Source organism: Streptomyces pactum (genome assembly GCF_002005225.1).
Lineage (GTDB): Bacteria > Actinomycetota > Actinomycetes > Streptomycetales > Streptomycetaceae > Streptomyces > Streptomyces pactum_A.
Window position 1 is genome coordinate 576528 of the sequence record NZ_CP019724.1, and the last position, 24990, is coordinate 601517.

General features: G+C 70.8%; 23 protein-coding genes, 1 pseudogene and 1 riboswitch. Of the genes and pseudogenes, 14 read left to right on the top strand and 10 right to left on the bottom strand.

The genetic code is table 11. The features are described from left to right. The first annotated feature begins 22 nt into the window (after positions 1 to 22). The 11 genes and pseudogenes from B1H29_RS02505 to B1H29_RS02550 all read left to right on the top strand — a co-directional run bounded on the left by B1H29_RS02505 (position 23) and on the right by B1H29_RS02550 (position 11246). A complete protein-coding gene (locus B1H29_RS02505) occupies positions 23 to 763 on the top strand; it encodes a phosphonate ABC transporter ATP-binding protein (RefSeq protein WP_055421334.1) in 741 nt (246 codons plus the stop codon). Continuing rightward, positions 760 to 1656 carry a phosphonate ABC transporter, permease protein PhnE gene (phnE, locus tag B1H29_RS02510; RefSeq protein ID WP_055421333.1) on the top strand — a complete coding sequence of 299 codons (897 nt, stop codon included), beginning with the start codon at positions 760 to 762 and terminating at the stop codon, positions 1654 to 1656. Before B1H29_RS02505 ends, phnE begins: the two co-directional genes overlap by 4 nt. A gap of 84 nt (positions 1657 to 1740) precedes the next feature. Next, positions 1741 to 2091 carry a DsrE/DsrF/TusD sulfur relay family protein gene (locus tag B1H29_RS02515; RefSeq protein ID WP_055421332.1) on the top strand — a complete coding sequence of 117 codons (351 nt, stop codon included), beginning with the start codon at positions 1741 to 1743 and terminating at the stop codon, positions 2089 to 2091. A gap of 13 nt (positions 2092 to 2104) precedes the next feature. Then, a complete protein-coding gene (locus B1H29_RS02520) occupies positions 2105 to 3286 on the top strand; it encodes an NAD(P)/FAD-dependent oxidoreductase (protein ID WP_055421331.1) in 1182 nt (393 codons plus the stop codon). Positions 3287 to 3446: 160 nt separating this feature from the next. Then, a complete protein-coding gene (locus B1H29_RS02525; RefSeq protein WP_055421330.1) occupies positions 3447 to 5600 on the top strand; it encodes an MMPL family transporter in 2154 nt (717 codons plus the stop codon). 93 nt (positions 5601 to 5693) lie between these two features. Then, on the top strand, positions 5694 to 6305 hold the full coding sequence (locus B1H29_RS02530) for a 4Fe-4S dicluster domain-containing protein (protein ID WP_055421329.1): 612 nt from the start codon (positions 5694 to 5696) through the stop codon (positions 6303 to 6305). Positions 6306 to 6308: 3 nt separating this feature from the next. After that, a complete protein-coding gene (gene nrfD, locus B1H29_RS02535; RefSeq protein WP_055421328.1) occupies positions 6309 to 7202 on the top strand; it encodes an NrfD/PsrC family molybdoenzyme membrane anchor subunit in 894 nt (297 codons plus the stop codon). 19 nt (positions 7203 to 7221) lie between these two features. After that, positions 7222 to 9786 (top strand): molybdopterin-containing oxidoreductase family protein, encoded by a 2565-nt coding sequence (locus B1H29_RS02540; protein ID WP_055421327.1) that lies wholly within the window; start codon positions 7222 to 7224, stop codon positions 9784 to 9786. 113 nt (positions 9787 to 9899) lie between these two features. Further along, a pseudogene (locus B1H29_RS39055) lies at positions 9900 to 10295 on the top strand (molecular chaperone TorD family protein); the annotation flags it as partial. A gap of 150 nt (positions 10296 to 10445) precedes the next feature. Beyond that, positions 10446 to 10685 (top strand): mycoredoxin, encoded by a 240-nt coding sequence (locus tag B1H29_RS39060; RefSeq protein WP_055421627.1) that lies wholly within the window; start codon positions 10446 to 10448, stop codon positions 10683 to 10685. A 285-nt stretch (positions 10686 to 10970) separates the two neighbouring features. After that, on the top strand, positions 10971 to 11246 hold the full coding sequence (locus B1H29_RS02550; protein ID WP_055421326.1) for a hypothetical protein: 276 nt from the start codon (positions 10971 to 10973) through the stop codon (positions 11244 to 11246). A 453-nt stretch (positions 11247 to 11699) separates the two neighbouring features. Here B1H29_RS02550 and B1H29_RS02555 read toward each other — a convergent pair whose 3' ends face one another. After that, on the bottom strand, positions 11700 to 12212 hold the full coding sequence (locus tag B1H29_RS02555) for a GNAT family N-acetyltransferase (RefSeq protein ID WP_055421325.1): 513 nt from the start codon (positions 12210 to 12212) through the stop codon (positions 11700 to 11702). A gap of 200 nt (positions 12213 to 12412) precedes the next feature. Then, entirely contained in the window at positions 12413 to 12937 is a 525-nt protein-coding gene (locus B1H29_RS02560) for a copper chaperone PCu(A)C (protein WP_055421324.1), read from the bottom strand. A gap of 471 nt (positions 12938 to 13408) precedes the next feature. Here B1H29_RS02560 and B1H29_RS02565 point away from each other — a divergent pair, with 471 nt between their 5' ends. Together B1H29_RS02565 and B1H29_RS02570 are read left to right on the top strand one after the other, a co-directional pair. Beyond that, positions 13409 to 13870, top strand: coding sequence for a GNAT family N-acetyltransferase (locus B1H29_RS02565; protein WP_079159976.1), 462 nt, complete (start codon positions 13409 to 13411; stop codon positions 13868 to 13870). A gap of 196 nt (positions 13871 to 14066) precedes the next feature. Beyond that, on the top strand, positions 14067 to 15662 hold the full coding sequence (locus tag B1H29_RS02570; protein WP_055421322.1) for a hypothetical protein: 1596 nt from the start codon (positions 14067 to 14069) through the stop codon (positions 15660 to 15662). 98 nt (positions 15663 to 15760) lie between these two features. Here the strand turns inward: B1H29_RS02570 and B1H29_RS02575 are convergent, their stop codons facing one another. Then, a complete protein-coding gene (locus tag B1H29_RS02575) occupies positions 15761 to 17005 on the bottom strand; it encodes a phospholipase D-like domain-containing protein (RefSeq protein WP_055421321.1) in 1245 nt (414 codons plus the stop codon). Positions 17006 to 17200: 195 nt separating this feature from the next. On the opposite strand from B1H29_RS02575, the gene B1H29_RS02580 reads away from it, so the two are divergent. Then, positions 17201 to 17653, top strand: a complete 453-nt coding sequence (locus tag B1H29_RS02580) for a flavodoxin family protein (RefSeq protein WP_055421320.1) — start codon at positions 17201 to 17203, stop codon at positions 17651 to 17653. A 754-nt stretch (positions 17654 to 18407) separates the two neighbouring features. On the opposite strand, the gene B1H29_RS02585 is transcribed toward B1H29_RS02580, so the two are convergent. From B1H29_RS02585 to B1H29_RS02615, 7 genes are all read right to left on the bottom strand, one after another. After that, positions 18408 to 19238 (bottom strand): ABC transporter ATP-binding protein, encoded by an 831-nt coding sequence (locus B1H29_RS02585; RefSeq protein WP_055421319.1) that lies wholly within the window; start codon positions 19236 to 19238, stop codon positions 18408 to 18410. Continuing rightward, positions 19235 to 20263: a FecCD family ABC transporter permease gene (locus B1H29_RS02590; protein WP_055421626.1), complete on the bottom strand. Its 1029-nt coding sequence runs from the start codon at positions 20261 to 20263 to the stop codon at positions 19235 to 19237. The genes B1H29_RS02585 and B1H29_RS02590 overlap by 4 nt, the downstream gene beginning before the upstream one ends. Before the next feature lie 26 nt (positions 20264 to 20289). Beyond that, positions 20290 to 21366: an ABC transporter substrate-binding protein gene (locus B1H29_RS02595; RefSeq protein ID WP_079159978.1), complete on the bottom strand. Its 1077-nt coding sequence runs from the start codon at positions 21364 to 21366 to the stop codon at positions 20290 to 20292. A gap of 63 nt (positions 21367 to 21429) precedes the next feature. Then, positions 21430 to 21615: riboswitch (cobalamin riboswitch) on the bottom strand. Then, the gene (locus tag B1H29_RS02600) at positions 21610 to 21804 is read right to left on the bottom strand and encodes a hypothetical protein (protein WP_079159979.1); all 195 of its coding nucleotides are present in this window, start codon (positions 21802 to 21804) and stop codon (positions 21610 to 21612) included. Its footprint overlaps the riboswitch before it by 6 nt. Before the next feature lie 42 nt (positions 21805 to 21846). Next, positions 21847 to 22233, bottom strand: a complete 387-nt coding sequence (locus B1H29_RS02605; RefSeq protein ID WP_055421318.1) for a BlaI/MecI/CopY family transcriptional regulator — start codon at positions 22231 to 22233, stop codon at positions 21847 to 21849. Between the two features lie 173 nt (positions 22234 to 22406). Next, positions 22407 to 24122 carry a tetratricopeptide repeat protein gene (locus tag B1H29_RS02610; protein WP_167392506.1) on the bottom strand — a complete coding sequence of 572 codons (1716 nt, stop codon included), beginning with the start codon at positions 24120 to 24122 and terminating at the stop codon, positions 22407 to 22409. A gap of 128 nt (positions 24123 to 24250) precedes the next feature. Beyond that, the gene (locus B1H29_RS02615) at positions 24251 to 24928 is read right to left on the bottom strand and encodes a lytic polysaccharide monooxygenase auxiliary activity family 9 protein (RefSeq protein ID WP_055421316.1); all 678 of its coding nucleotides are present in this window, start codon (positions 24926 to 24928) and stop codon (positions 24251 to 24253) included. Between the last annotated feature and the right edge of the window lie 62 nt (positions 24929 to 24990).

Here is a 24990-nt window from a genome sequence, read left to right on the forward strand (position 1 = left end):
TGACTCAGGGGGAACCGATCCCATGAAGATCGAGCTGAAAGACGTCTCCGCGTCGTTCGCCGACAGCGACGCACCCGCCCTCAACGACATCTCGCTCACCATCGACCAAGCCGAACACGTCGTCCTGCTGGGCCCCTCCGGCTCCGGCAAGACCACGCTGCTGCGCTGCATCCTGGGCGCCGTCGCTCCGACCTCCGGAATGATCCGGGTGGGCGACCTCGACCCCACCGACGACTCCGATCTGCGCGCACTGCGCCGCAAGACCGGCGTCATCAGGCAAGGCAACGACCTGGTGCTCGGTCTGCGGGCACAGACCAATGCGGTGCTGGGCACCGCGCCCGCCTGGGGGCTGCGCGAATGGGCCTCCGTTCTGCGCGGCAAGGTACCCGGCCGATACCAGGAGCGGGTGCACGCGCTTGCCGAGGCCCAGGGAATCCTCCCGTATCTGAGGAACCGGGTGGAGAACCTCTCCGGTGGACAGCGGCAGCGGGTCGCGCTGGTCCGCGCGGTCCTGTCCGAGCCACAGCTGTTACTGGCGGACGAACCGACCTCCGGCCTGGACCCGGTCACCTCCCAGGCTGCCGTCGACACACTGCGTGAGGCGAAGGGCGTGACCGTCGTGGTGTCGACCCACGACCTCGGCATCGCCCGGCAGTTCTCGCGCGTGATCGCCCTGCGGGCCGGCCGGGTCTGCTTCGACGGGCCGCAGCTCTCCGAACACGACGCCGAGGAGATCTACCAGGGAACGGCGGTACCGGCATGAGCGCCGACACCAACACGAGCGCGGGTGAGCGGGGATCGGCCTGCGGGCCGAAGGTCCCGGTCCAGCGCGACGGGTCCAAGCCGCCGCCGCCCGACGTCTCGGCGCAGATGCGTGGTCCCAAGCGGTCCAGGACCACCTGGATCGTGCTGGCCGTGGCCTTCGCGGCGGTCGTCTGGTCCCTCGACGGCACGGGCGTGAGCGTCGCCAATCTTGCGGCCGGCTGGGAGGGCGCCCGTGACATCTTCTCCGGCCTCTTCCCGCCGGAGCTGGACGGGGAGCTGCTGCAGGCGGTCGGTCGGGCCGCACTGGAGACACTTCAGATCTCCATCGCCGCCCTGTTCTTCGGCACCATCGGCGGCCTCGTCCTCGCCGTGCTGATGGCCGGCAACATCGGGGCACCACGCTGGCTGTCCGGCGGCGCCCGCCTGATCGCCACCGTCTGCCGCTCCGTGCCCGAACTGCTGTGGGCCCTGGTCTTCGTCGCCGTCGTCGGCCTCGGCCCGGCAGCAGGCGTCTACGCCATCTCCCTGCACGCCGCCGGCCTGCTCGCCAAACTCGTCTCCGAACAGCTCGAAGCCGTCGACCCCGCGCCGGTGGAAGCCATGCGCATGACCGGCGCATCCAAACTCGCCACCGGCCTCCTCGCGGTCATCCCGCAGGCCCGCAACAACATCGCCTCCCTCGTGCTCTACCAGTGGGAGTGCAACATCCGCAGCTCCGCCATCATCGGCTTCGTCGGTGCCGGCGGCATCGGACAGGCCCTCGGCATCTCCATGCGCCTGTTCCGCTACCAGGAACTGGCCACTCTCATGATCGCGCTGCTCCTGCTCGTCGTCGCCGTCGACCAGATCAGCCGCTTTCTGCGCCGCCGTATGGGTGCAGCGACCCGCTAGTACCGGCCTTCCACCCCGATTCCTCTGGACACCCCCGCCCTCGATCCCTACTCTTCAAGAGATCTCTAGAATAGGAGAACATCGGTGAACTTCCTTTTCGTCTTCCACGACCCGCCCTACGGCACGGAACGCGTCTACAACGGGCTGCGGTGGGCGACCGAAGTGGCCAAGCGCGAGGGCAACGAGGTCAAGGTCTTCCTGTTCGGGGACGCGGTGGTCTCCGTCGCGGACGGCCAGAAGACGCCGGACGGCTACTACAACACCGGCAAGATGTCGGTGAACTTCGCCCGCCAGGGCGGGGAGATCGGCTGCTGCGGCACCTGCATGGACGCGCGGGGGATGAGCGACGAGGGCCTGGTCAAGGGCGCCCACCGCTCCTCCATGAACGAACTGACCGACTGGACTCTGTGGGCCGACAAGGTCATCAACGTCTGAGGTGGGAGCACCCATGCGACGCAATATCCTCGTACTCGGGTCAGGCTTCGGCGGCCTGAGCACCGTGCGGGAACTCGAGAAGTACGTGGACCCGAACGACAAGATCACCCTCGTCGACCGCAGCGAGAGCCAGGTGCAGGGCCTGTCCCTGCTGTGGCTGCTGCGCGGCTGGCGGACTCTGGAGGACGTCACCGTCCATCCGACCAAGGACGCCCTCGGCAAGGCGACGCACCACGTCGCCGATGTCGAGCAGCTCGACCTGCCGGGCAGGCAGGTCCGCACCTCGAAGGGCGTGCTGGACTACGACGCGCTGGTCCTGGCGCTCGGAGCGGAACTGAACACCGCAGCCGTCCCCGGCCTGGACGATGCCCTCGCGGCGGGAGTGGCAGCGCACTACTACACGGCCGAGGCCGCGGTCGACGCACACGCGAAGCTGACGGCCACCACCTCGGGCAAGGTCGTCTTCCTGGTGACCCGCATGCCCTACAAGTGCCCGGCCGCACCGTACGAGGGGGCGATGCTCGCCTCGGACCTGCTCACCGAGACCGGGGTGCGCGACAACGTCTCCGTCGACGTCTACACGCCCGAGCCGCAGCCGATGCCGGTGGCCGGCCCGGTGGTCGGCGCCGGGGTGGTGCAGATGCTCGAATCGCAGAAGATCGGCTTCCATCCCGGACGCACGGTCACGCAGGTGGACCCCGCCGCGCGGGAGCTCGTCTTCGACGACGGCGAGCGGGTCTCCTTCGACCTGCTGGTGTTCATCCCGCCGCACCAGGCCCCGGCCCCCGTCAAGGCGGCCGATCTGTCACCCACCGGATTCGTCCCGGTGGACGCCCACACCCAGAAGACGATCATCGACGGCGTGTGGGCGCTCGGTGACGTCGCCTCGATCACGCTGACGAACGGCAAGCCGCTGCCCAAGGCCGCGGTCTTCGCCAAGGGACAGGCCGAAGCGGTGGCCCAGGGTGTGGCCCGCCACCTCGGCTACGACGCCCCGGAGCCGCACTTCGCCGGTGAGGGCCACTGCTACCTGGAGCTCGGCGGGCACCTCGCCGCCAAGGGCGCGGGCGACTTCTACCACCCCGACGGACCGAAGATCGAGATGTCGCAGCCGTCCGAGGAGCTGCACCGCGCCAAGGAACGTGAGGAGCAGGAGTGGCTCGCCCTGTGGAACGCCGCTCCCGGCCGCAACTGACGCCAGGCACCTGCCTGTAGTGGATCCCGGCCGCCCTCGCGCGGCCGGGCCCACCGATTCCCCTTCTCGCCCCGGACGTCCCGTCCCCGTCCGAACCTTGACCATCCGGGGCGCCTGCCCCCCCGTCAGGGCGCATCCCCGCTATCGGAGGTTCACCCCTATGTCTGTCGGCACGTCCGAGCCCGTCCACACCCAGGAACCGCCGGGCCGGCGCACCCTCGCCGACCGCACCGCAGCGGTCATGGTCGGCCGCCGCAAGATCGTCATGGTCGCCTGGCTGGTCCTGGTGCTGCTCGCGGCCCCGTTCGCCGTCACTCTCAACGGCGCCCTTTCCGGCGCCGGTTGGACGGCCTCCGGATCCGAGAGCCAGGAGGTCCGCGAAGAGCTCCGCGAGGACTTCGCAGACCTCGGCGCCGAAGCCGCCGTCATCGTCGTCCAGGTGCCGGCCAAGGACGACCTGGACACGGCCGTGAGCGGCCTCATCGACTCCCTCGACGGCCAGGAGGACGTCCGCAAGGTCACCGATCCCCGCACCCAGCCGGCGCAGGCCGGTCTCATCAGCGAGGACGGCACGACCGCACTCGTCCCGGTCCACCTGCAGGCCGACGACGAAGCCGGGCTCCCCGAAGCCGCCGCCGCGGTGGGCGACACGGTCAAGGACAGCGACCTGCCCAAGGGCGCCACCGCGGACGTCACCGGTGAGTGGCCGATGTGGGCGGACTTCAACGAGTCCAACGAGAAGGCCATGCTCAAGGCCGAACTCATGTCCGGCCTGCCGATGATGATCCTGCTCGTCATCGTCTTCGGCAGCCTGATCGCCGCGGGCATGCCCATGATGCTGACCGTGGTCGGCATCGCCGTCGCCTACGGCACCCTGCACCTGATCACCATGGCCACACCCGTGTCGGTGTGGTCGATGAACTTCTCCATGATGATCGGCATGGCGCTCGGCATCGACTACAGCCTGTTCATCGTCACCCGCTACCGAGCCGAGCGCGCCAAGGGCCACGGCGCCCAGGCAGCGCTGGCCACCACCCTCGCGACCTCCGGCAAAGCGATCTTCCTCTCCGGCCTCGCACTGATCATGGCGCTCGGCGCGGTGTTCCTGCTGCCGGTCATGGTCTTCCGGTCCATGGCCCTCGGCATGATCATCGCGGTCGTCGCGGTCGTCGCCGCCGCCCTCACCCTGCTGCCGGCCGTTCTGGCAGCCCTCGGCGACAGGGTGCTGCGCGGACGCGCCGAGCGCAGCCACCGCAGCGAAGCACGCTGGGGCCGCTGGGCGGACGGTGTCGTACGGCGTCCCGCCCTCGGCCTGGTCGCCGGCCTGGTCCTCCTCGGCGCCCTGACCGCACCGGTCATCGGAGTACAACTGGGCATGCCGGGCGCCCGCGTCGTCGACTCCGGATACTCCAGCCGCGACGGCTACGAGACCATGACCGACGCCTTCGGACCCGGTGCCGCAGCCACCATCTATGTCACCACCCCCACCGGTGACGCGGACAAGGTCATCAGCGCGGCCGAGGACCGGTCCGGCGTCAAGGAAGCGGCGCTCGCCGCAGAACCGGCCGACACGGGCCGCACCGTCGTCCGGATCACCCCGACCACCGCCATCGACGACAACAAGACCTCCGACCTCGTCAGCGACCTGCGCTCCGACCTCGACGAGAACGTACCCGCGGCCAAGGTGGGCGGCCCCGCCGCGCAGAACCACGACATGACCGAGGCGCTGGCCGCCTCAGCGCCGTGGATCATCGCCCTGGTACTCGTCATGTCGCTGATGATGATGCTCATCGTCTTCCGCAGCGTCGTCATCGCCCTGGTGTCGATCGCGATGAACCTGCTCACCGTCGGCGCCGCGTTCGGTATCGCATCGATCATCTTCCAGCACGGTGTGGGCGCCTCGCTGATCGGCATCGAATCCCAGGGCTTCATCAACGCCTGGGCACCGGTGTTCTTCTTCGCGATCCTCTTCGGCCTGTCGATGGACTACCAGCTGTTCCTGCTCGCCTCCGTCCGCGAGAAGTACGAACTCAGCGGTGACACCCGCACCGCCGTGCGCGAGGGCATCGCCGCGACCGGACGGCCCATCACCAACGCCGCGGTCATCATGGTCATCGTCTTCGTGGCCTTCGGCGTCACCGGACCCATCCCGCCGACCGAACTCGGCATCACCCTGGCCATCGCCGTCATCCTGGACGCCACCCTGGTGCGGATGCTGGTCGTGCCCGCCTCCCTCGCCGTCTTCGGCAACAGCAACTGGTGGATGCCGCGCTGGCTCGACAGGGTGCTGCCGGCCTTCTCCTTCAAGCACTGACCACGACTCCGGGCGGCGCGGGCCACCCCCGTCCTGCGCCGCCCGGTCCCACGCGCCCCGCTTGTTCGAACGAACCGGTCCGGAGGACTGTCCATGCCCCGATTCGGCATGCTCATCGACTTGAACACCTGTATCGGCTGTCACGCCTGCTCGGTGGCCTGCAAGAACGAGTTCGACGTGCCACTCGGAGTCTTCCGCGACACGGTCAAGGTCGTCGAGGACGGCGAGTACCCCAACGCCGGCAAGCACTTCATACCCGTGCTGTGCAACCAGTGCGAAGACGCTCCCTGCCTGAACGCCTGCCCCACCGACGCGATCACCCGCCTGCCCAACGGCGAGGTCGTCATCGAGGAAGGCGACTGCAACCTCAACCGGTTCTGCATGGCCGCCTGCCCCTACGACGCCATCTACGAAGACCCGCAGACCCAGACCGCATCGAAGTGCACCTTCTGCGAACACCGCACCTCCAAGGGCGGCGAGCCCGCATGCGTGGAGGCGTGCCCCACCGGCTGCCGCGTCTTCGGCGACCTCGACGACCCCGACAGCAAGATCTCGCGGATGGCCAGCGACAACGAGATCGACGTCTGGAAGCCCGAGGCGAACACCCAGCCCAAGGTCTTCTACGTCGACCCCAAGCGGGCCCTGCCCCTCATCGCCGTCGACGGCGTCCAGGTCGACCAGAGCACCGACCTCAAGGGACGGTGACCGGTGGCGACCACACTCGCGCAGACAGCACCGATCGAGCACGCTCAGCCCTGGGGCACGCTGCTCGCGGTGTACTTCACTCTCATCGGGATTCCCAGCGGCCTGACCCTCATGGTGTGGTGGCACCGCAACCGCTACCCGACCGCGGCCCTCAGTCTGGACTGGCGGGCCGGCTGGGCCACCCTCGGCCTGCTCGCGGCGGCCGGGCTGCTGCTCACCATCGACCTCGGCCGGCCCGAACGCTTCCACCTGATGCTCACCGAGTTCGGCAACTGGGACTCGCCCATCTCCCTCGGCGCGAAGATCATCGCGGTCAAGACGTTCCTCATCGCCGTCGCGCTCTACCTCCTGTGGCGCCGCCGGACCGCGTCCCGCGACACCCCTGCTCAAGCCCGTGGCATGACGGCCCGTTTCGATACCTCGGTGGCATGGCTGCTGGGAGCGTCCAGCGTCGCGCTCGCCGTATACCCGGTCGCTGTCCTCGCCCGAACCTGGGTCTCACCGCTGGCGGCCACCAACAGCTCCGCGCTGCTGTTCCTGATCACCTCGCTGCTGATGGGCTGCGCCACCGTCCTGATCCTCGACGCCGTGAGCCCGAACGAGGCCGAACAGCAACGCGGCCTGAACAGGATCACTCTCGCCCTGCTCATGGCCTACACCGTCACCCTCGTATTCGGCGCCGCCTCCGTCAGCGGCGGACCGGCGAAGAAGTCCCTGGACACGGTCCTCACAGGTGAGCACGCGCCGCTGTTCTACACCTGCGTCATCGGCGCCGGCGTTCTCCTCCCCGCGGCCGCACTCGCCCTCGCCGGGAAGCGTCGCTGGGCCCGTCTGCCGGCGGCCGGCGGACTGCTCGCCGGAACCGCGGCCATCCGCTACCTCATCTTCACGGCCTGACCTCGGGGGGAGACGTCACATGACCACCGACACCCACACCACCAGCGGCAACGAGGCAGCCGGGTCTTCACCGACCTGGGAGCTGTCCCGCCGGGATCTGCTGCGCATCGGCGCCGCCGCCGGCGCCGCCGTGGCCGGCCTCGGCGCCATCGAGATCGCCCGCGACCCGCAGACCGGCGTCACCCCCGAAGGAGCCGGTGCGAGGCCTGTGACGGTTCCTTCCCTGTGCCAGATGTGCACCACCGCCTGCGGCATCGTCGGTCACGTCGCCGACGGACGCCTGCTGAGAATCACCGGCAACCCGGAGGACCCCAACAGCCAGGGTTCGGTCTGCGCCAAGGGCGTCGCCGGCCCCTCGGTGCTCTACGACCCGTTCCGCATGCTGTACCCGCTCAAGCGCGTGGGCGAGCGGGGCTCGGGACGCTGGCGGCGCGTCAGCTGGGACGAGGCGTACGACGAGATGGCCACCCGTCTGAAGGAGATCCGGGAACGCGGCAAGCCGGAGGAGTTCGCATTCCAGCAGGGCCGCAACCGCTCCGCCGACATCGTCGCCCGGTTCCTCAACGCCTACGGCACCCCTTCGCACTTCAATCACCGGGCCCTGTGCTCGTCCAACCGGCGAGCCGCGATCGCCACCACGATCGGTGAGTCCGACTGGGACCTCGGCGACTTCGAGAACAGCCAGTACGTACTCAACTTCGGCTCCAACTGGGCCGAGGCGCACCAGGGCCACATCCCCGTCGCGATCCGCATGATGCGCGCCCGCCGCAAGGGCGCCAAACTCGTCACTTTCGAGACCCGCATGTCCAACACCGCGGCGCTCTCGGACGAGTGGTTCTGCGTCAAGCCGGGCACCGACGGCCTGATCGCCCTGGCCATGGCGAACGTGATCTGCCGCGAACAGCTGTGGGACAAGCAGTGGCTCGACGCCTGGTCGAACTACCCGGCCGCGAAGGTCGCCGAACACGTCGCCCAGTACACCCCGGCCTACGCCGAACAGGAAAGCGGCGTCCCGGCCGCGGTGATCGAACGGATCGCCCGCGAGTTCGCCGCCGCCGCACCGCAGTGCACCACCATCTGCAACCGCGGGTCCGCCTCCCATCGCAACGGCTACTACAACGACCGGGCCATCACCATGCTCAATGCCCTGGTCGGCAACATGGGCAAGGTCGGCGGCTGGTGCTGGCACCCCAACTCCGCCTGGGACAAGAAGGCCCTCCCCGAACCCGGGCCGGTACCGGACAAGCCCAAGGCGAAGAGCGTCATCGCAGAGGCCAAGGACTGGCCCCTGGCCAACGCCTTCGAAGGCAAGAAGATGAAGGTCGCCGAGGTCATCTACCTGTGGATCAAGGAAGGCCGGCAGAAAGTGTCGGCCTTGATGACCTACAACGCCGACACTGCCTGGTCCTTTCCCGAAGCCCAACTCGTCAGAAGCGTGCTGAAGGACGAGAGGCTCATCCCGTTCCACGTGTGCATCGACGTGATGTACTCAGAGACCGCGCATCTCGCCGACCTGATCCTGCCGTGGGCCACCTATCTCGAGCGGTGGGACATCGACTCCCGCCCTCCGCAGAGCCTGGTCGACTACGTGGGACTACGTCAGCCCGTAGTGGAACCGCGCGGCGAGTCCAAGGACATCCGTGAGATCTTCCCCGAACTCGCCCGCCGCATCGGCGGCGGAATGCAGACCTACTTCCCCTGGAAGACCACCGAGGACTACCTGGAGGAGTACTTCAAACCCGTCCCGGGCGGCTTCCCCCGCATGAAAGCCACCGGCATCTGGATCGACCCGGCCAAGAAGCCGCTCTACGAGCCCCACCTGAAACGCCTCACACCGGACGAGCTCGACGGCGCGGAGGAAGACACCCGGACCGGCATCTTCTACAAGGGCAAGGACGAGAAGACCGGCGGGCCGCTCGCGATCGGTGTCCGGATCGCGGGGGTTCCGCGCCGCGGCTTCCTCACCCCCTCACGCAAGGTCGAGATCCACAGCGACTTCGTCGTCGGTGCGGGCAAGGACGTCGGGCGCGAGATACAGCCGCTGCCGGTGTACGAACCGATACCCAGTCACCAGCGGGACCTCCCCGACGACCACCTCATCATGACCAGCTACAAGATCAACGTGCACAACGCCCACCGCACCATGCAGTCCAAGTGGCTGCAGGAGATCTCCCACACCAATCCCGCCCTGCTCAACAGGGCCACCGCCGACAAGCTGGGCATCGCCGACGGCGACTGGATCGACGTCACCAGCTTCAGGCCCGACGATCCCGCCGTCCCCGGGGGTGACGGCTCCAAGGTCGGCACCCTGCGCACCCGCGTCCGGCTCACCGAGGGCGTCCACCCCATGGTGTTAGCCATCGCGCACAACGCCGGCCGCAGCGTCGGCGGCGCCTACGCCACCAACGGCAAGGACACCGCGGACAACCCGGGCTACGGCGAAGCCACCGACCGCGATCTGGACCGCCTGTGGTGGAAGGGCGCAATCAGCGTCCCCCAGAACGACCTGCTGCCCATCTACCCCGACCCGGTCGTCGGCGGCCAGTCCTACCACGACACCGTCGTGCAGATACGGAAGGTCTGATGAGTCCTGTGAACCCCCCCGTCGGCGCCGACCACCTCAAGGCGTACAGCGGCCTGCTGCGCCTGGCCGTCAGGCTCCTGGCCCGCGAAGTCGACACCGCGCTGTACCGGCAGATGTCGAACGCCGACGGCCACAGCAGCAAGGACCACGCCCCGCTGATCGACTCCGATCTCGCCGACGCCGGCGAACACCACGCTCTGGTCGAGCTCGCCACCGAGTACTGCCGGCTGTTCATCGGCCCCCAGCCCGCCTGCCCGCCGTACGCCTCGGCGCACCAAGGGGAGGTCAAACTCGGTGGCCGCGCCGCCCACGACGTCGAGACCTTCATGGCCCGCCACAGCCTGCACCCGGTCATCGCCCAGCAGGACGCCGTCCTCGAGGCTGACCACCTGTCGGTCGAGCTCGCCCTCCTCGCCCACCTGTACTCCGTCGCTGCGGGCGCCAATGAGAGTGACCTGACGATCGAGCAAGCCTGGACCGCGAGTCACGAACTGCTGCACACCCACATCAAGCCCTGGGCCTTCAGCTACTTGCGCGACCTCGCGCAAGCCGCTGAGTACGCCCCCTACACCACGATCGCTCACCTCGTTCACCGCGTTCTGGACGAGGCCTGCGCCTGGCCCGCCCGCACGCTCACCATCCCCTCGGAGGCAAGCACCATGGTCACCGTCTACTCCACCACCTGGTGCGGCTACTGCGACCGCCTGAAGAAGCAACTCGATCGCGAGAACATCGCCTACACCGAAGTTGACATCGAAACCGACCCCGAAGCGGCACAGACCGTCATGAAGGCCAACGGCGGCAACCAGGTCGTCCCCACCGTGATCTTCTCCGACGGCACCGCCATGACCAACCCCGGCGTCCTCCGGATCAAGCAGCACCTCGCGAAGACCGCCTGAAATCTCGGGAAGACCGCGAGGCCTGCCAAGCATCTGCAAGACGGTCCCGTCCACCTCGACTACAACGCCACCACCCCGGTCGACCCGAACGTGCTCGCTGCGATGCTGCCCTAGTCGCAGGTCAAGGGGCCTTCCGGTGCCACCAGCGGCGACGGAGCTCCACAATCAGCCTTGGAGCGGCACACCGGCACCGTTGGGTAAATATCGGGATCAAATGGGTGAATAGCGGCACATGCTGGGGGCACTCCGTTCCCTGTAGATCCCCCCATAGAACGGAGCCGCCCAATGATCATCAAGAAGATGCACGACATGGGCGTCAAGAGCGAGCACGCCTACATGGCTGCGTTCGCCTCCATCGGCCTCACCGTCGTCGCCTGGGCCACCAGCCTCAACGCCGAACCCGGCACCAGCGTCGCCCGCGCCGACCGGTGGGGCATCTTCGTCGGCGAATGGGCGCCCACCTTCTTCGGCCTCGGCCTCGCCCTCTCCCACTACGAGCAGCAAGACGGCACCCTCACCGACGGCGCCGCCCACGCGCTCCGCGATCAGAACGGCGGCTGAAGAACAACGAGGGCCCGCCCCAAGTGGGCGGGCCCTGCTGTAAGTGCCACCGGGCAAGATGCAGGCATGGCGATCACGATGCCGGGTTCCGCTTCACCTGGACCGACCCCGACGGACCCCGCGCGCCTCCACCGTCGCCTACGACCGGTCCTCCGCCGACCGGCGACGAGGTGAACGGGAGAAGGCCGGGGGCTCGCAGGCGGCGAGGGCCGCGGCGACGCCGCCGAGGCCGCCGAGGATGTCGGGTTCCGGAATCACTCTGCTCCTTGTGTCGTGCGGTCGGTCCGGGGCGTTGCGCGGTTGGTTCGGGGCGTCGTGCGCTTGCTCGTGGTCGTCGTGCGATGGGTCACGAGGCGGCCGGCGGGCCTGCGGTGGTGCCGGCCGTGGGGCGCGGTGGACCGACCACCGTGCGGAGGGGTGGGCCGGCGTGCGGAGGGGTGGGCCCGGCCGCCGTCAGATGCCGAACGGTGCCGCGTAGCGCACCGTGCCGGCGGGCAGCGGGCGGGCCGCGTCCAGGGTGAGGGCCATCAGGGCCTCGTCCGGAACGTCGATGGTCAGGCCGATGCCGTGCGCGGAGGCCCGGCCGAAGCCGAACCGCGGGTAGTACTCCGGGTGCCCGAGGACCACGACGTGGTGTTCGCCCAGGCCTGCGGCCGCGGTGAGTGCCGCCCGGACGGCCGCGGAACCGGCGCCGCCGTTCTGCGCCTCGGGCCGGACGGCGACGGGTGCCAGGCAGAGCGCCGGGCTGTCCCCGATATGGCAGCGGGTCAGCAGGGCGTGGCCCACGGGGCGGTCGTCGTCGTCCACCGCGACGAGGGACAGGCCGTCGATCCACGCCTCGGGGTCGGCGCGAAGCGCGTCGACGAGGGCGGCCTCCGCCGGTGTGGGGAAGGCGGTGCGGACGATGTCACGGATGGCGGGGATGTCGGCGTCGGTCTCGGCGCGCGTGTTCCAGGTGTGGGGCATGAGGGGATGAGGTCCGTTTCGGAGTCGCGTTCGTCGGGGTCAGGCCGTGGCCCGGGCCGCGAGGGAGACCCGGGCGCCGCGCAGGGCGGCTTCGGGCGCGGTCATCAACCTCACCTCCCTGGCGTGCTGGTCTTCCCGACGCGGAATCGAACGCGAACGGCCTCAGCGTACCCGTCGAGGACCGGCGGTAACCGCCATGGTCACCCGCTGGGGGAAGGGCTGGAGTCGTAGACGGGGACCTGCGACTGGATGTTGAACGTGACGGAGCCCGCCTTCTCGAAGTTGAGGGTGATCTTCATGAAGTCACCGCCTCGGACGACCTCGCGCACGTCCCGCAGCAGCAGGTGGTCGTTGGTCGGTTCCAGTTGCCGCAGCTTGTCCGGCGGCAGTTCCACCCCGTGCGGCAAGGGCTTGCCGTCCGCGTTCACGACGCTCACCGACTCCGCGTTGGGACTGCTCGCGCTCACCAGCCGGTCGGTCTCGTCCCCCTCGTTCATCAGCCAGACGTAGGCCGGCACGTCGTCACCGGGTTGCCACGGCTCCCCCTTGGGCTCCGCGACGTGGGCGTAGCGGATCAGGACGGGGCCGACGCTCGCGTTCTGGCCGGGCGCGTGCCAGTCCTGGAGCTCGAAACTGTCGTCCCCGCCGCAGCCGGTCAATGCCAGGGCCGCCACGGCCAGCACGGCGGCGGCGGAACGGGCGGTTCTCCCACGGGCGAGCACCATGGCACCTCCAGTACAGCGGTCCGGTATCCGCGTCCGGGTTGCCCCGGGACCGGACCGCAAACGACGGGGTGACACGGCAGGCCAGGCGCTGCCGGCCGGGAGGTACCGGGCCGTCGGGTCGTCCGCGGGCGGTCCGCCCGACGGCCGGCATGGGAAGGTGGGACTCCGGCGCGTCCACCCTGACGACCGTGGCCGCCGAACCACCGGTCCTGCGCCGGGGACTTCGGTGATCGCTCCTCGCGAGTGACCAGCCCTGTGAGAGCGTCGGGAGAAGTGACGCCTTCCCGCGCTCGGACACGTATCCGGCGGGGAGGCTTTCTTCATGCGCCGGAAACCCTGTCCCCCGTCGGCCACCGTTGACGCGGGTACGGCCGCCCGCCCATCGATCAGCCACCGTGAAGGAGTCCCGTGTCAGTCCTCGTGCGCCCCGCGACCGCTGCCGACCGTCCCACAGTGGAGCGGTTGTGGCTGATGTTCCGCCATGACCTGTCGGAGATGGAGGGCCTGCTGCCCGGTCCGGACGGGACCTTCCGCAGTGACCGGCTCCGGTCCGCCTTCACCGACGCCGACTGGGCGCCCTACCTGTTGACGAGCGGAGACCGGCCCGCCGGGTTCGCGTTCGTGCGCGACCTGACCGGCCCGGTCCGGGTACTCAACAGCTTCTTCGTCGTCCGCGGGGCGCGCGGCCGGGGGATCGGACTGCGCGCCGTCCAGGAGATCGTGGCCAGGCATCCGGGACGGTGGGAAGTGGCCTTCCAGGACGCCAACCCGGCGGCGGTGCGTTTCTGGCGCCGTGTCGCCGCCGAGACCGCGGGCGAGGCGTGGACCGAGGAGCGCAGGCCGGTGCCGCGGCGTCCGGACGTGCCACCGGACGTCTGGATCTCCTTCAGCACCGGCGGCGGCCGGCCCGGGGACGGTGCCCCGGCCGAGTGACGTGTACGGGGCGCCCCGCCGGGACCAGCAGGTCGGCCCGCCGGCGTGTCCGAGCGGACGGGATGTACGGACTGCCCGCCCAACCGTCCCCTGATTCCGGGCAGTTGGCGCGACAGGCACGCTTGCGCCTCGCATAAACGTTCTGCGAACCTCCGCTCGACTCGCTGGTCGTACGAGTGACGGAGGGAATCCCCACATGCCCGGAAGTCGAATACGCCGTGCCTGGATCACCACAGCCGCCGCGGCCGCGCTCGCGTTCACCGGCCTCGCGGCTCCGGCCCAGGCGGAGGACCTTCCGCCGGATGTACCGGAGTCCTGGATCCAGGAACCCCGCGCGACGGAGGGCACCCCTTCGCCGTACGGCGCCCGCGACTGGACGGCTCCGGGCGGCGCGGCCTCGCCCGGTGACTTCACGCTCTCGCCCGGCGCGATGAACGCCGAGACCACCAGGCGGGTCACCCGCCTGGACGTGGTCCTGCCCAAGTCGGGCGTGCAGAACCTGCTGGCCGGGGCGAACCGCACCGCCCAGCCGTGGTGCTCACGCGACTCGTTCGGCACCGCCCCGGACCCCGACATCAAGTACTGCCTGCAGAACGACGACTCCATTTCCCGGGAGTGGGTCCCGCAGGGCTTCAGCGGCGTCTCCGACGCCAAGGACAACGAGTTGTGGGGCGAAGCCGGGAACATCCGGCTCTACGCCTCCTACGACGGCTGGGACCCGGGCCGGGAGGACGACCCGGACCCGTCTACCGGTGACTGCACCGCGAGCGAGGCGGAAGCCAACGACGCCTGCAACCAGAAAGGCGTCCGGATCACCTTCGTGCAGAGCCGGACCAACCCGGCCACAGGCAGCCCCGAGATCAAGTACCGGCACGTCCTGCTGGGCTGGACCTATGTGAACTCCGCCGACCACATCTCCTTCGACGGGCTGCACGCCGCCGAGTACCCGATCCAGAAGGGCGTCCACGCCGGCGGGATCGTCTGGTACGGCAACTACCTGTACGTCGCGGACACCCGCAACGGCCTGCGCGTCTTCGACATGCGCTACATCATGGACCTGGACCCGGACGGCGACCCCGGCACGCACGACGCGATGGGCTCCGACACCGACGGTGTGCAGACCACCGCCAACGTCCAGGACAAGACCAAGGTCGGCCGGCACAATCACGTCTGGTACAGCTTCGGGTACCGCTACGTGATGCCGCAGGTGGCCGCGTGGAGGTTCAAGGCGACGCAGAACAACCCCAAGGGTTCCTACGCCTGTGTCGCCACCGGCGCCCCGAAGGCCTCGTACATCTCACTGGACCGCAGCACCGTCCCCGACCGCCTGATCATGGGTGAGTACTGCCGTCCGGAAAGCGGCTACCCCTCCACCGGCCGCATCGCCTCGTACCCGGTGGCCGCCCTGGCGGGACGCTCCGCCGACGTGACCGCGGAAGGCTGGGCCAACTACCTGACGATGACCAACGGGGGCGCGCAGGGCGCGGCGGCGTACAACGGCACGCTGTACGTGAACCAGTCCAAGGGCACGGACGAGCCGGGCAACCTGTGGCGCCACCACTGGAGCGACGGCCGACTGGTCCAGGACGGCCAGGCCGTCAAGACCGCCCGGGGCGCCGAGGACCTCTACGTCGAGCGCGGCACGGGACGGCTGTGGTCCGTCTCCGAACACCGCCCGGGGGTGGCGTCCGACTGCACGGCGAACCGTGATCCCGCCGACCCGGTCGGCACGGACTACTGCCAGCGTGTGCTCTACGGACACAAGATGAGCTGGCTGGACGCCCGGCCGTAGTCCGGGGACGGAGCGGCCGTCCGGGACGGGCCTTCACCGGGCCCGCTCCCGGACGGCTTCGGCGAGGACGCGGGCGGAGGAGAGCGGCGGGGCGACCCTCACAGGAACCGGCGCAGGGGCCGGACGGCGACCTCACGGGCCCGCTGGAGGGCGGAGCGTCTCTTCCACCTGCCCGCCCGGATCAGTGTGCTGGCCGCGACGTCCGCCTCGAAGTGCTCGTCCAGTGTCGCGGTGAACTCCGGGTCCAGCACGGCGAGCATGACCTCCTCGTCGTGGTCGAGCGAACGGCGGTTGAAGTTGGTCGAGCCGATCAGGGCGGCGACGCGGTCGACGGTGACGATCTTGGCGTGCATCATCGTCGGCTGGTACTGGTGGATCCGCACCCCGCACGCGGTGAGGTCCTCGTAGTAGTGCTGTCCGGCCAGTTGGCAGACCCGCTTGTCGGTGTGCGGCCCGGGCAGCACGATCTCCACCTCGACCCCGCGCCGCGCGGCGGCGCACAGCAGCTCGACGAAGTACGCGTCGGGTGAGAAGTACGCGGTGGCCAGACGGACACGTTCCTCGGCCGACTCCAGCATCACGCGGAGCAGGGTCTGCATGTCCTGCCAGCCGAAGCTCGCCGAACCGCGCACCACCTGGACGACCGCGTCGCCCTGGTGCGGGTGCGTGACGAACCGGTCCCGGTCGTCGAAGAGCTCGTCGTGGCACTCCGCCCAGTTCTGTGCGAAGGCCGCGGCGACGCCGTCCACCGCGGGGCCCCGGACCTCGACGTGGGTGTCACGCCACTCGTGCGGATTGCGCGCGTCGCCGCACCACTCCTCGGCGATCCCCACTCCGCCGGTGAAGGCGGTCTCCTCGTCGACGACGAGGACCTTGCGGTGGCAGCGGTGGTTCTGCTTGAGCGGCGAGAGGTACAGCGGCTTGCGGAACCACGCCACCTGCACCCCGGCCCGTTCCATCGTCCGCAGTTGCTCGGCCTCGATCAGCCGGCTGCCGAACCCGTCCAGCAGCAGCCGCACCCGTATCCCGGCACGCGCCCGCTCCGCGAGGGCCTCGGCGAAGCGGCGGGCGATGTCGCCCTTCCAGTACACGAACGTCATCATGTCCACCGTGTGCTCGGCACTGCCGATCGCGGCCAGCATGGCGGCGAAGATCTCGTCCCCGTTGCGCAGGACCGTCAGCGCGTTGCCCTCGGTCGCCGCGATCCCGATCAGCCGCTCCAGACGCCGTCTTATCCGCGTGACGCGCTCGTCGCCGGACGCAGCGGCGCCGGCGGCAGCGGGCGTAGCCGGGGTCTTCGGGGCCGCCGGGGCCGGTTTGGACGGTTGCTGCGTACTTGTCATGGTATTCCCTGGCCGGATCACGACGAGGAAACATCGGGCCGCGGCGCCCGGTCCGGCACGGGCTGAGCGGCGAGCCGACTGTACCTCCGGCGCCCGGGCCCGGCCGGACCGCGTCCCGTAGCCCGCGCCGCCGGCGGGGCGGGCACCGGGTGGCGTTCCTTGCGGGACGGGGGCGCCGGACGGCAGGCTTCGGTTGTGGCCACTTTGCTGATCGTGCATCACACGCCGTCGCCGAACTGCCGGGCGATGCTGGAAGCCGTCGTGTCCGGGGCGACCGCGCCGGAGATCGAGGGGGTGCGGGTGGTCCGGCGGGCGGCGCTGGCGGCGACCGCCGTCGACGTGCTGGAGGCCGACGGGTACCTGCTGGGCACCCCGGCGAACCTCGGCTACATGTCCGGGGCACTGAAGCACTTCTTCGACCAGGTCTACTACCCCTGCCTGGACGACACGCGGGGCCGGCCCTTCGGCTACTACGTGCACGGCGGCAGCGACACCACCGGCGCGGTGCGCGCCGTCGAGTCGGTCACGACGGGCCTCGCCTGGCAGCGCGCGGCCCCGGTGGTGAGCGTGGCCGGCGAGCCCGGAAAGGCCGATCTGGAGGCCTGCTGGGAGCTGGGGGCCACGCTCGCCGCCGGACTGATGGACTGACCCGCCCGGCGCTTCCCCGGCGGTGGGTGAACGACCGGGCGGCCGGGCCGTGGGCGCGCGGGTGCCCCAGGGCTCGCGGCGCGCGGGAAGGCGGGCGTCCGGAGCCGACGGGACGCTGGCTTTCCGCCCGCGGCTCGGCCGCGCGGACCAAGCGCTCGGCGGTGGGGGCCTCCGCCGTCTGCACCGGCCCGCCGCCAGCGCCGGACCGCGTGCTGCCGAGGATCTCGCCGTCGAGCAGGAGTACGGGAGGCCGGACGGGTCCGGCGAGCCTGCCGGTCCTGCCGCCGAGCCGGTGCGGGATCAGGCGGCGTCACGTCGAGGACGGCCGGATCGAAGCACCGCTCGGTCAGCCGGGCCACGCATCCGGGCGCCGCCCCGCGCCGGCACGACCCGGTGGCCCGCCGGCCGCGGCGTGCTCCGCGGGAGCTCCGCCGGGCGGTCGGCGCCGACGGTGAGCAGGACGTACGGCACGCCCGCACGACGGGCGGTCCCGCACCTCGGGCCTCACGACCGCGGGACCCACGACCGCGGGACCCACGACCGCGGACCTCACGACCGCGGACTTCACGACCTTACGACCGCGGGACCCACGACCCGGGGAACCGACGACCGGGAGACATACGTGCCGGGGGGACATGCGTGCGGACAGGCCGGCCGGGGCCGCTGGGGCGGACGGCGGCTTGCGCGTGCGCGCCATGCCGGCACTCCCGCCTTGCTCAGGTACTCCCGCATTGCTCAGGCACTCCCGCATTGCTCAGGCAGTACGGTCGTCCTCGGTCGCCCGCCCGGGGCGGGTCAGGGCCCGGCTCGGGGGCTTGGCCGTCAGGGTGCCGAGGAAGCGGACGTGCGGGCGGCCGCCCGGGCCGTGGCCGACCTCGGCGCGCACCCGGTACACATCGGCGACGAGGTCCGCGGTCAGGACCTCCGCGGGATCGCCGGAGGCGACGACCCGCCCCTCGGACAGCACCACGAGGTGGTCGCAGTACATCGCCGCGAGGTTCAGGTCGTGCAGGGCGACGACGCTGGTGACGGGCAGTGCGGCGACGAGGGACAGCACGTCGAGCTGGTGCTGGATGTCGAGGTGGTTGGTCGGTTCGTCCAGCAGGAGTTCGCGTGGCCGCTGGGCGAGGGCGCGGGCGATCTGGACGCGCTGGCGTTCACCACCGGACAGGGTGTGCCACAGCCGGTCCGCCTGCCCGGCCAGAGCGGTGCGTTCCAGGGCGTCCGTGACCGCCTCCTCGTCCGCCGTCGACGTCGGCGTCCAGGCACGGCGGTGCGGGATCCGGCCGAGCCGGACCACGTCCCGGACGGTGAGTTCGACCTGTGTGTCGGCCTGCTGCTCGACCACCGCCACGCGCCGGGCCACGTCCCGGCGGCCCACCCGGTCCAGCGGGCGGCCGTCGAGGGTGACGACGCCGCCGGCCGGGGCCAGGACGCCGGCGAGCAGCCGCAGCAGCGTGGACTTCCCCGAGCCGTTGGGACCGAGCAGGCCCGTCATGGCGCCGGGCCGGGGGCTCAGGCCGACGCCGTCCAGAATGAGCCGCCCGCCGGCGGCGCGGGAGACCCGCTCGGCCCTCAGTGTCACCGGATCCTCCGGGTGCGGTACAGGACGAGGACGAACGCGGGCACACCGATCATCGAGGTCACCACCCCCACCGGGATCTCCTGGGGTTCCAGGACGGTACGCGCCAGGGTGTCGGCCCACACCAGGAACACCGCCCCGGCGAGCGCGCAGACCGGCAGCAGCCGGGCGTGTCCGGGGCCGGTCACCGCCCGTACGGCGTGCGGCAGCACCAGTCCGACGAAGCCGATGGCACCGGCGGAGGCGACCAGGGCGGCGGTGAGCAGCGCGGTCGCGCACAGCAGTACCAGCCGGGTACGGGCCAGGTGGACGCCGAGCGTGGCCGCCGCCTCCTGGCCGAACGCGAAGGCGTCCAGCGTCCCGGCGTATCCGAGGCACACGGCCAGCACCACGGCCAGGGCCGCCGCCCCCGTCCACACGTCCGTCCAGTCAGCCCCGCCGAGCGAGCCGAGCAGCCAGAACAGTACGCCGCGGGTGGTCTCGGCGTCGGCCGCGGTCATCACGACGAACGAGGTGAGCGCGGAGAACATCTGCATGGCCGCCACGCCGGCGAGCACCACCCGGTCGGGGGTTCCGCCGAGGCTGTGGCTGAGCAGCATCACCAGCGCGAACGAGCACACGGCCCCGACGAACGCCCCGCCCGGCAGGGACAGGGCGCCGCCGCCCACACCGAGTACGACGACCAGGACGGCACCGGTCGAGGCGCCGGAGGAGACGCCCAGCACGAAGGGGTCGGCGAGCGGGTTGCGCAGCAGGGACTGGAGTACGGCGCCGCACACGGCGAGTCCGGCGCCGCACACCGCGGCGAGGAGGGTGCGGGGCAGCCGCAGGTTCCAGACGATGCCGTCGCGCAGGGGCGTGACGTCGACGCCGGGGCTGCCCCCGCCGAGGTGGGCGGCGACCACCGACCACACCTCGCCGACGCCGATGTCCGCCGGGCCGATGGTGACGGCGACGGCCACGGAGGCGCACAGGGCGAGGAGTCCGGCCGCCGCCCACGCCGGGTACGTGCGGCCGGTCGCGCGTATGCCGGGGGCCGCCCGGCCGGTGGACGTCACTTGGTGAGGCCGTACGCGCGCAACGCCGCCGCCACCTTCTCCACGCCCTCGACGGTGCGGATGGTGGGGTTCATGGCCTGCCCGCTGAGGAGCACGTAGCGCTTCTTCCTGACGGCGGTCATGTTCCTGGTGACGGGGTCGGACTCCAGGAACTCGATCTTCTTCGCGGCGGTCTCGGCCGATTGCGACCTGCGGGTGAGGTCGCCGATGACCAGGACGTCGGGGTCACGGTCGGCGACCGTCTCCCAGCCGATCTGCGGCCACTCCTCACGGGTGTCGTCCATGACGTTCCTCGCGCCGACCGCGCGGGTCATGACGCCGGGGGCGCCGCAACAGCCCGCCAGGTAGGGCGAGGTGGAGTTGGCGAACCAGTACATGAGGGTGACACCGGAGGCGTCGACGCCCGACGTGGCCTTCTCGACCCGGGCCTTCAGGTCGGCGACCAGTTCCTCGCCACGCTGCTCGACGTCGAAGATCCGGGCGAGGTCGCGGACTTCGCCGTAGACGGTGTCCATCGTCAGGGCCTTGCTGCGGACGCCGTCGCCGTCGCCGCCGTTGTCCTTGCCGGCGCAGTCGGACGGGGACAGGTAGGCCGGTACGCCGAGTTCGTCGAACTGCTCGCGCGTTGCCACGCCGCCGGGGCCGAGCGTGGAGGCGAAGGAGGCGGCGACGAAGTCGGGTTCGGCGTCCAGGACCTTCTCGAAGGAGGGCATGTCGTCGGCGAGTCTGGGCACGCCGGCGTTAGCCTTCTCCAGGCCCTTCATGACCGGGTCGGTCCAGGTGGCGGTGCCCGCCATCCGGTCGGCCAGGCCGAGCGACAGCAGGATCTCGGTGGTGCCCTGGTTGAGGGAGACCGCCCGCCGGGGCGGCGCGCCGACCTCCACCCGGTACCCGCAGTCGGTGACGGTGCGGGGGTAACCGGCGGCCTCGGCCGGTACGGCGGAGTCGGTGGTGGTCGCTGTGGAGCCGCACCCGGCCGCCAGCAGGGCGACGGAGACGAGCAGGGCCGGGCCGCGGGACGAGCGGCGGGAACGGAGCAGGCGTCGGGAGGCGGCGGGGCACGCTGCGGGCAAGGAAGATCCTCTGGCGTCGAGGGCTCATACGCGAAGCCCGTTCGTACGGTGCGGCCCGCGCCGTGCGCGGCGCGGGTGCCAGCAGGTCTTCGGACTCGGGATCGACCGGACGGAACGCCTTCCCGGACGGCTCCCGCCGTCCAGTGGCTCTTGTCCCGCCCGTCCCCCTCACCGCTGCGCGTCAGCTCCGGATTCGCACCGGATTCCCTGACCCACCAGGTGGGTTCGACTGGCTCCCGCAAGCTACCACAGGGTCACCACGCCTTCGGGGGCGGCCGACTGCCCGACCGCCCCCGGCGCCGCCCGGACGGTCTTCACGTTGCCGCGGACGACCTCGGCCGAGACGTTGACGGTGCAGGACTCGTCCGCACCGCGCAGGGGGTTGCCCGGCACCTCCGCGGTGCCGACCACCATCACCCCGATCGGCCATGCCGTCAACGGCAGAACCAGCGGCAGAAAGACGAAAACGGCCGTGCGGCGTCAGCCGTCCCCCGCCTCGGGCGCGTGCCCCAGCAGTTCGCGCAGCAGCCGCTCGTCGTCCGGGTCGAGGCCGATCACGAAGCTGGCCAGCACCGCTTCCCGGTCGCTCTCGGCGTCCAGCACCTTGCGCATCTTGCGCGCGGCCAGGCCCGCCTGGTCCGAGGCGGGTGTCCAGGCGAAGGACCGGCCCGCGCGCTCGCGGCCGACCGCGCCCTTCTCCAGCAGCCTGGTCAGGATCGTGATCACCGTGGTGTAGGCGAGGTCGCCGCCCAGGCGCTTCTGCACCCAGCCGGCCGTCGCGGGGCCGTCCGCCTCGCGCAGCGCCGACAGCACCAGCGCCTCCAGCTCGCCCTGCCCCCGCCGCCGCGGACGCCGGTGATCTGTCACGGCCCGTCTCCTTCCGCCGCAGTCCCTTGCCCGTCCGATGTCCGTCCGAGGCGACATCGTATAGAGGCGCCGGTCGTGCCGGTGCCACCCGGACCGGTCACCGGCGCTTCCGCGGGCGTGGCCGGCGGCGACGGCGAGCCGGGCCCGGTGTCCCGCGTCCGGTGTTGTGCCGGTCAGTGGTCCGTGGCGCAGCAGCCGCCCGCACCGCCGTCGGCCGGGGAGGTGTCGAGGCGGCAGAAGCAGGAAGCCTCGACGGGTACGTCGGCCAGGGCGGTGGCGAACTTCAACTGCTGTGCCACGATCCGCGCCTCCCCCGGCCTACCCAGCCGCACCAGGCACTCGTGGAGTCCGTGCAGGGCCCAGACGTTGCCGGGGTGCTGCAGGGGGCGGGGAAGGGTGTCGTCGAGCCCCAGGTCGGCCCGGTACACCGCCTCGGCCTCCGCGACCCGGCCCCGTTCCAGGAGCAGGGCGCCGTAGGCGTGCCGGGTGGGCTGCATCCAGCCCCACGGTTCGTCGTACGGGAGGTTGTCGTCCAGTTCGATCGACCGCTCCAGGGCGGCGAAGGCGGCGGTGTGGTCGCCCTTGCGGTACTCCAGTTCGCCGTCGAGCATGGCGGAGGCGACGGCGAGGATGTCGGCGCAGGTGTTGTTGAACAGCGTGCGCGTCCGCGGCACCCGGGCGACCGCCTCGCGGAACAGGAGGCGCTCGGCCTCCGCCTCGGCGATCCTGCCGGTGGCCGAGAGGGCGACCCCGCGGGCGTAGTGGAGCATCGCGGTCGTCACGCTGTACAGGCGCGGGTCGGCGGGCAGCGGCAGTCCGAGGATGTCCGCCCAGCGCCCGAACCGGATCAGGACGTGCACCCGCATGGCGACGAAGCCCTCCAGCCAGTCGGCCATCGGCGGGCTTTCGACGCGCAGCAGTTCCTCGGGGACGGACGCCTCGAGCTGTGCGGCGGTGTCCAGGGCGACCTGGTACTGGCCCAGGAACATCGCGCCGTAGATCCGGAAGTGGTAGTTGTGCGAGCGGTAGAGGGTGTAGAAGTTCATCGCCCCGGCCCGCGCTCGGTACTTCTCGTCGGCGGCGATCGCGGCGCTGTTGTCCGACACCACGCGCCGGTAGTCGCCGCACAGCACTTCGAGGTGCGACGGCATGTGGTTGAGGTGCCCGGCGTCGGGGACCAGGCCGCGCAGCCGGTCGGCGACGGTGAGGGCCGCCTCGGGAGTGGCCGACATCTCCATCAGGTGGATGTACAGGTGCAGGACACCGGGGTGCGCACGTCCGCCCTCGGTGCCCAGGGCCCGGTCGAGGACGTCCTTCGCCTCCAGGGTGCGGGCGCCCTCGGCGGGCCGTCCCGTGCGCAGGTCCCACAGTTGCCAGGGCGTCAGGTTCATCAGCGCGTCGGCGTAGAGGGCGGCCACGTCCAGGTCGTCCGGGGCGAGTTCCCGGACGGCACGCATGTTCTCGGCGTACGGCGCGTTCCACACCGAGCAGTCCTCGACGGCGCGCGCCTGCGGGTAGCGGGCGCGCAGGGCGCCGATCAGGGCGCGCTCGACCGGGGTGGCAGAGCGGGCCGCCTTCTCGTGGGCGAGTTCGACGGCGGCGTGGGTGCGGTCGACGGTCCGCGTCAGCTCCTCGGCGTCGAAGGCCTCCCACGGCTTGTTGTAGTTCGGGCCGAGGGCGTAGGCGATGCCCCAGTGGGCCATGGCGCAGTGCGGGTCGGCCGCGGCGGCGGCCTCGAAGCAGGCGACGGCCTCCTCGTGGTGGAAGGCGTACGTCCACACCAGTCCGCGGTCGAACCACCGCTGGGCCTCGGGGGACGAGGTCGTCACCGGGCGACCGTGGGTGCCGAGGTCGTAGTAGTCCCTGGGATGGTTCACGGGGTGGTTCATGGGGTCCATGAGGGGACCTATACCGCACGCCGGGGCGGCCAGAGGTACTTCGCGGGCCGGTCATACCAACCGGTGTCCCCGCCGGACGCTCGGCGCCCGGCGGGGGTGGGGGGACGGGAAGGGCGCGATCAGCCGAAGTCGACGTCGCTGCACAGGAAGTACGTCTGGTCCATGTGCGACGCCTGCCAGATCGTGTAGACGACGTGCCGGCCGCTCAGGCCCGAGGTACTCACCGGGATCTCGTAGTTCTGGCTCGGGCCGTAGCGGCCCGTGCTGGCGACCAGTTGGAGTGAGTCCCAGGTCAGGGGCTGGGTGGCGGGGTCGAAGCCCTGCCGGGTGACGTAGACCTTGAAGTAGTCGGCGCCGTGGCTGGCCTGGTCGTACAGCTTGACGGTGAAGTTGTCGGTGATGTCCGTGGTCTGCCAGGCGCCCACAGTGTCCAGGGAGTTGTAGCGGCCGCCCTCCGTGCGGCCGCCGCTGCAGAGCTGGCCGTCGGGGACGACGGCCTCGAAGTTGCCGGCGGAGCCGTTGCGGTACAGGCCGTTCCAGTTCCACATGGCGTTGGGGTTGTCCTGCCATGCCTGCCAGCACATGGGGTCTTCCTGGGCCATGGCGGGGTTCTGGAAGTCGTCGCCCCAGCGTTGCCAGCAGCCGTAGTTGCGGGAGGCCGGGTCGACGACAGAGCCGTGGGCGACGGCAGTGCCGCTCCACGGGATGAGGGTGAGCAGGGTCGCGGTCGCGGTCAGGGCGCCCAGGGTGAGGGTCGACGCCCGCCGGGTCTCCTTGTCGCGATCATGACAAGTCATGACGTCCTTCTTTCGCGTGGGGGGACAGCCATCATGGGTGGGCTCGAAGCGCCGATGGGAGC

Bases quoted from the DNA above. Each gene is read 5' to 3' on its own strand.
- B1H29_RS02505 (WP_055421334.1), top strand. From the start codon at position 23: ATGAAGATCGAGCTGAAAGACGTCTCCGCGTCGTTCGCCGACAGCGAC.
- phnE (WP_055421333.1), top strand. From the start codon at position 760: ATGAGCGCCGACACCAACACGAGCGCGGGTGAGCGGGGATCGGCCTGC.
- B1H29_RS02520 (WP_055421331.1), top strand. From the start codon at position 2,105: ATGCGACGCAATATCCTCGTACTCGGGTCAGGCTTCGGCGGCCTGAGC.
- B1H29_RS02525 (WP_055421330.1), top strand. From the start codon at position 3,447: ATGTCTGTCGGCACGTCCGAGCCCGTCCACACCCAGGAACCGCCGGGC.
- B1H29_RS02530 (WP_055421329.1), top strand. From the start codon at position 5,694: ATGCCCCGATTCGGCATGCTCATCGACTTGAACACCTGTATCGGCTGT.
- B1H29_RS02540 (WP_055421327.1), top strand. From the start codon at position 7,222: ATGACCACCGACACCCACACCACCAGCGGCAACGAGGCAGCCGGGTCT.
- B1H29_RS39060 (WP_055421627.1), top strand. From the start codon at position 10,446: ATGGTCACCGTCTACTCCACCACCTGGTGCGGCTACTGCGACCGCCTG.
- B1H29_RS02550 (WP_055421326.1), top strand. From the start codon at position 10,971: ATGATCATCAAGAAGATGCACGACATGGGCGTCAAGAGCGAGCACGCC.
- B1H29_RS02555 (WP_055421325.1), bottom strand. From the start codon at position 12,212: ATGCCCCACACCTGGAACACGCGCGCCGAGACCGACGCCGACATCCCC.
- B1H29_RS02560 (WP_055421324.1), bottom strand. From the start codon at position 12,937: ATGGTGCTCGCCCGTGGGAGAACCGCCCGTTCCGCCGCCGCCGTGCTG.
- B1H29_RS02565 (WP_079159976.1), top strand. From the start codon at position 13,409: ATGTTCCGCCATGACCTGTCGGAGATGGAGGGCCTGCTGCCCGGTCCG.
- B1H29_RS02570 (WP_055421322.1), top strand. From the start codon at position 14,067: ATGCCCGGAAGTCGAATACGCCGTGCCTGGATCACCACAGCCGCCGCG.
- B1H29_RS02575 (WP_055421321.1), bottom strand. From the start codon at position 17,005: ATGACAAGTACGCAGCAACCGTCCAAACCGGCCCCGGCGGCCCCGAAG.
- B1H29_RS02610 (WP_167392506.1), bottom strand. From the start codon at position 24,122: ATGAACCACCCCGTGAACCATCCCAGGGACTACTACGACCTCGGCACC.
- B1H29_RS02615 (WP_055421316.1), bottom strand. From the start codon at position 24,928: ATGACTTGTCATGATCGCGACAAGGAGACCCGGCGGGCGTCGACCCTC.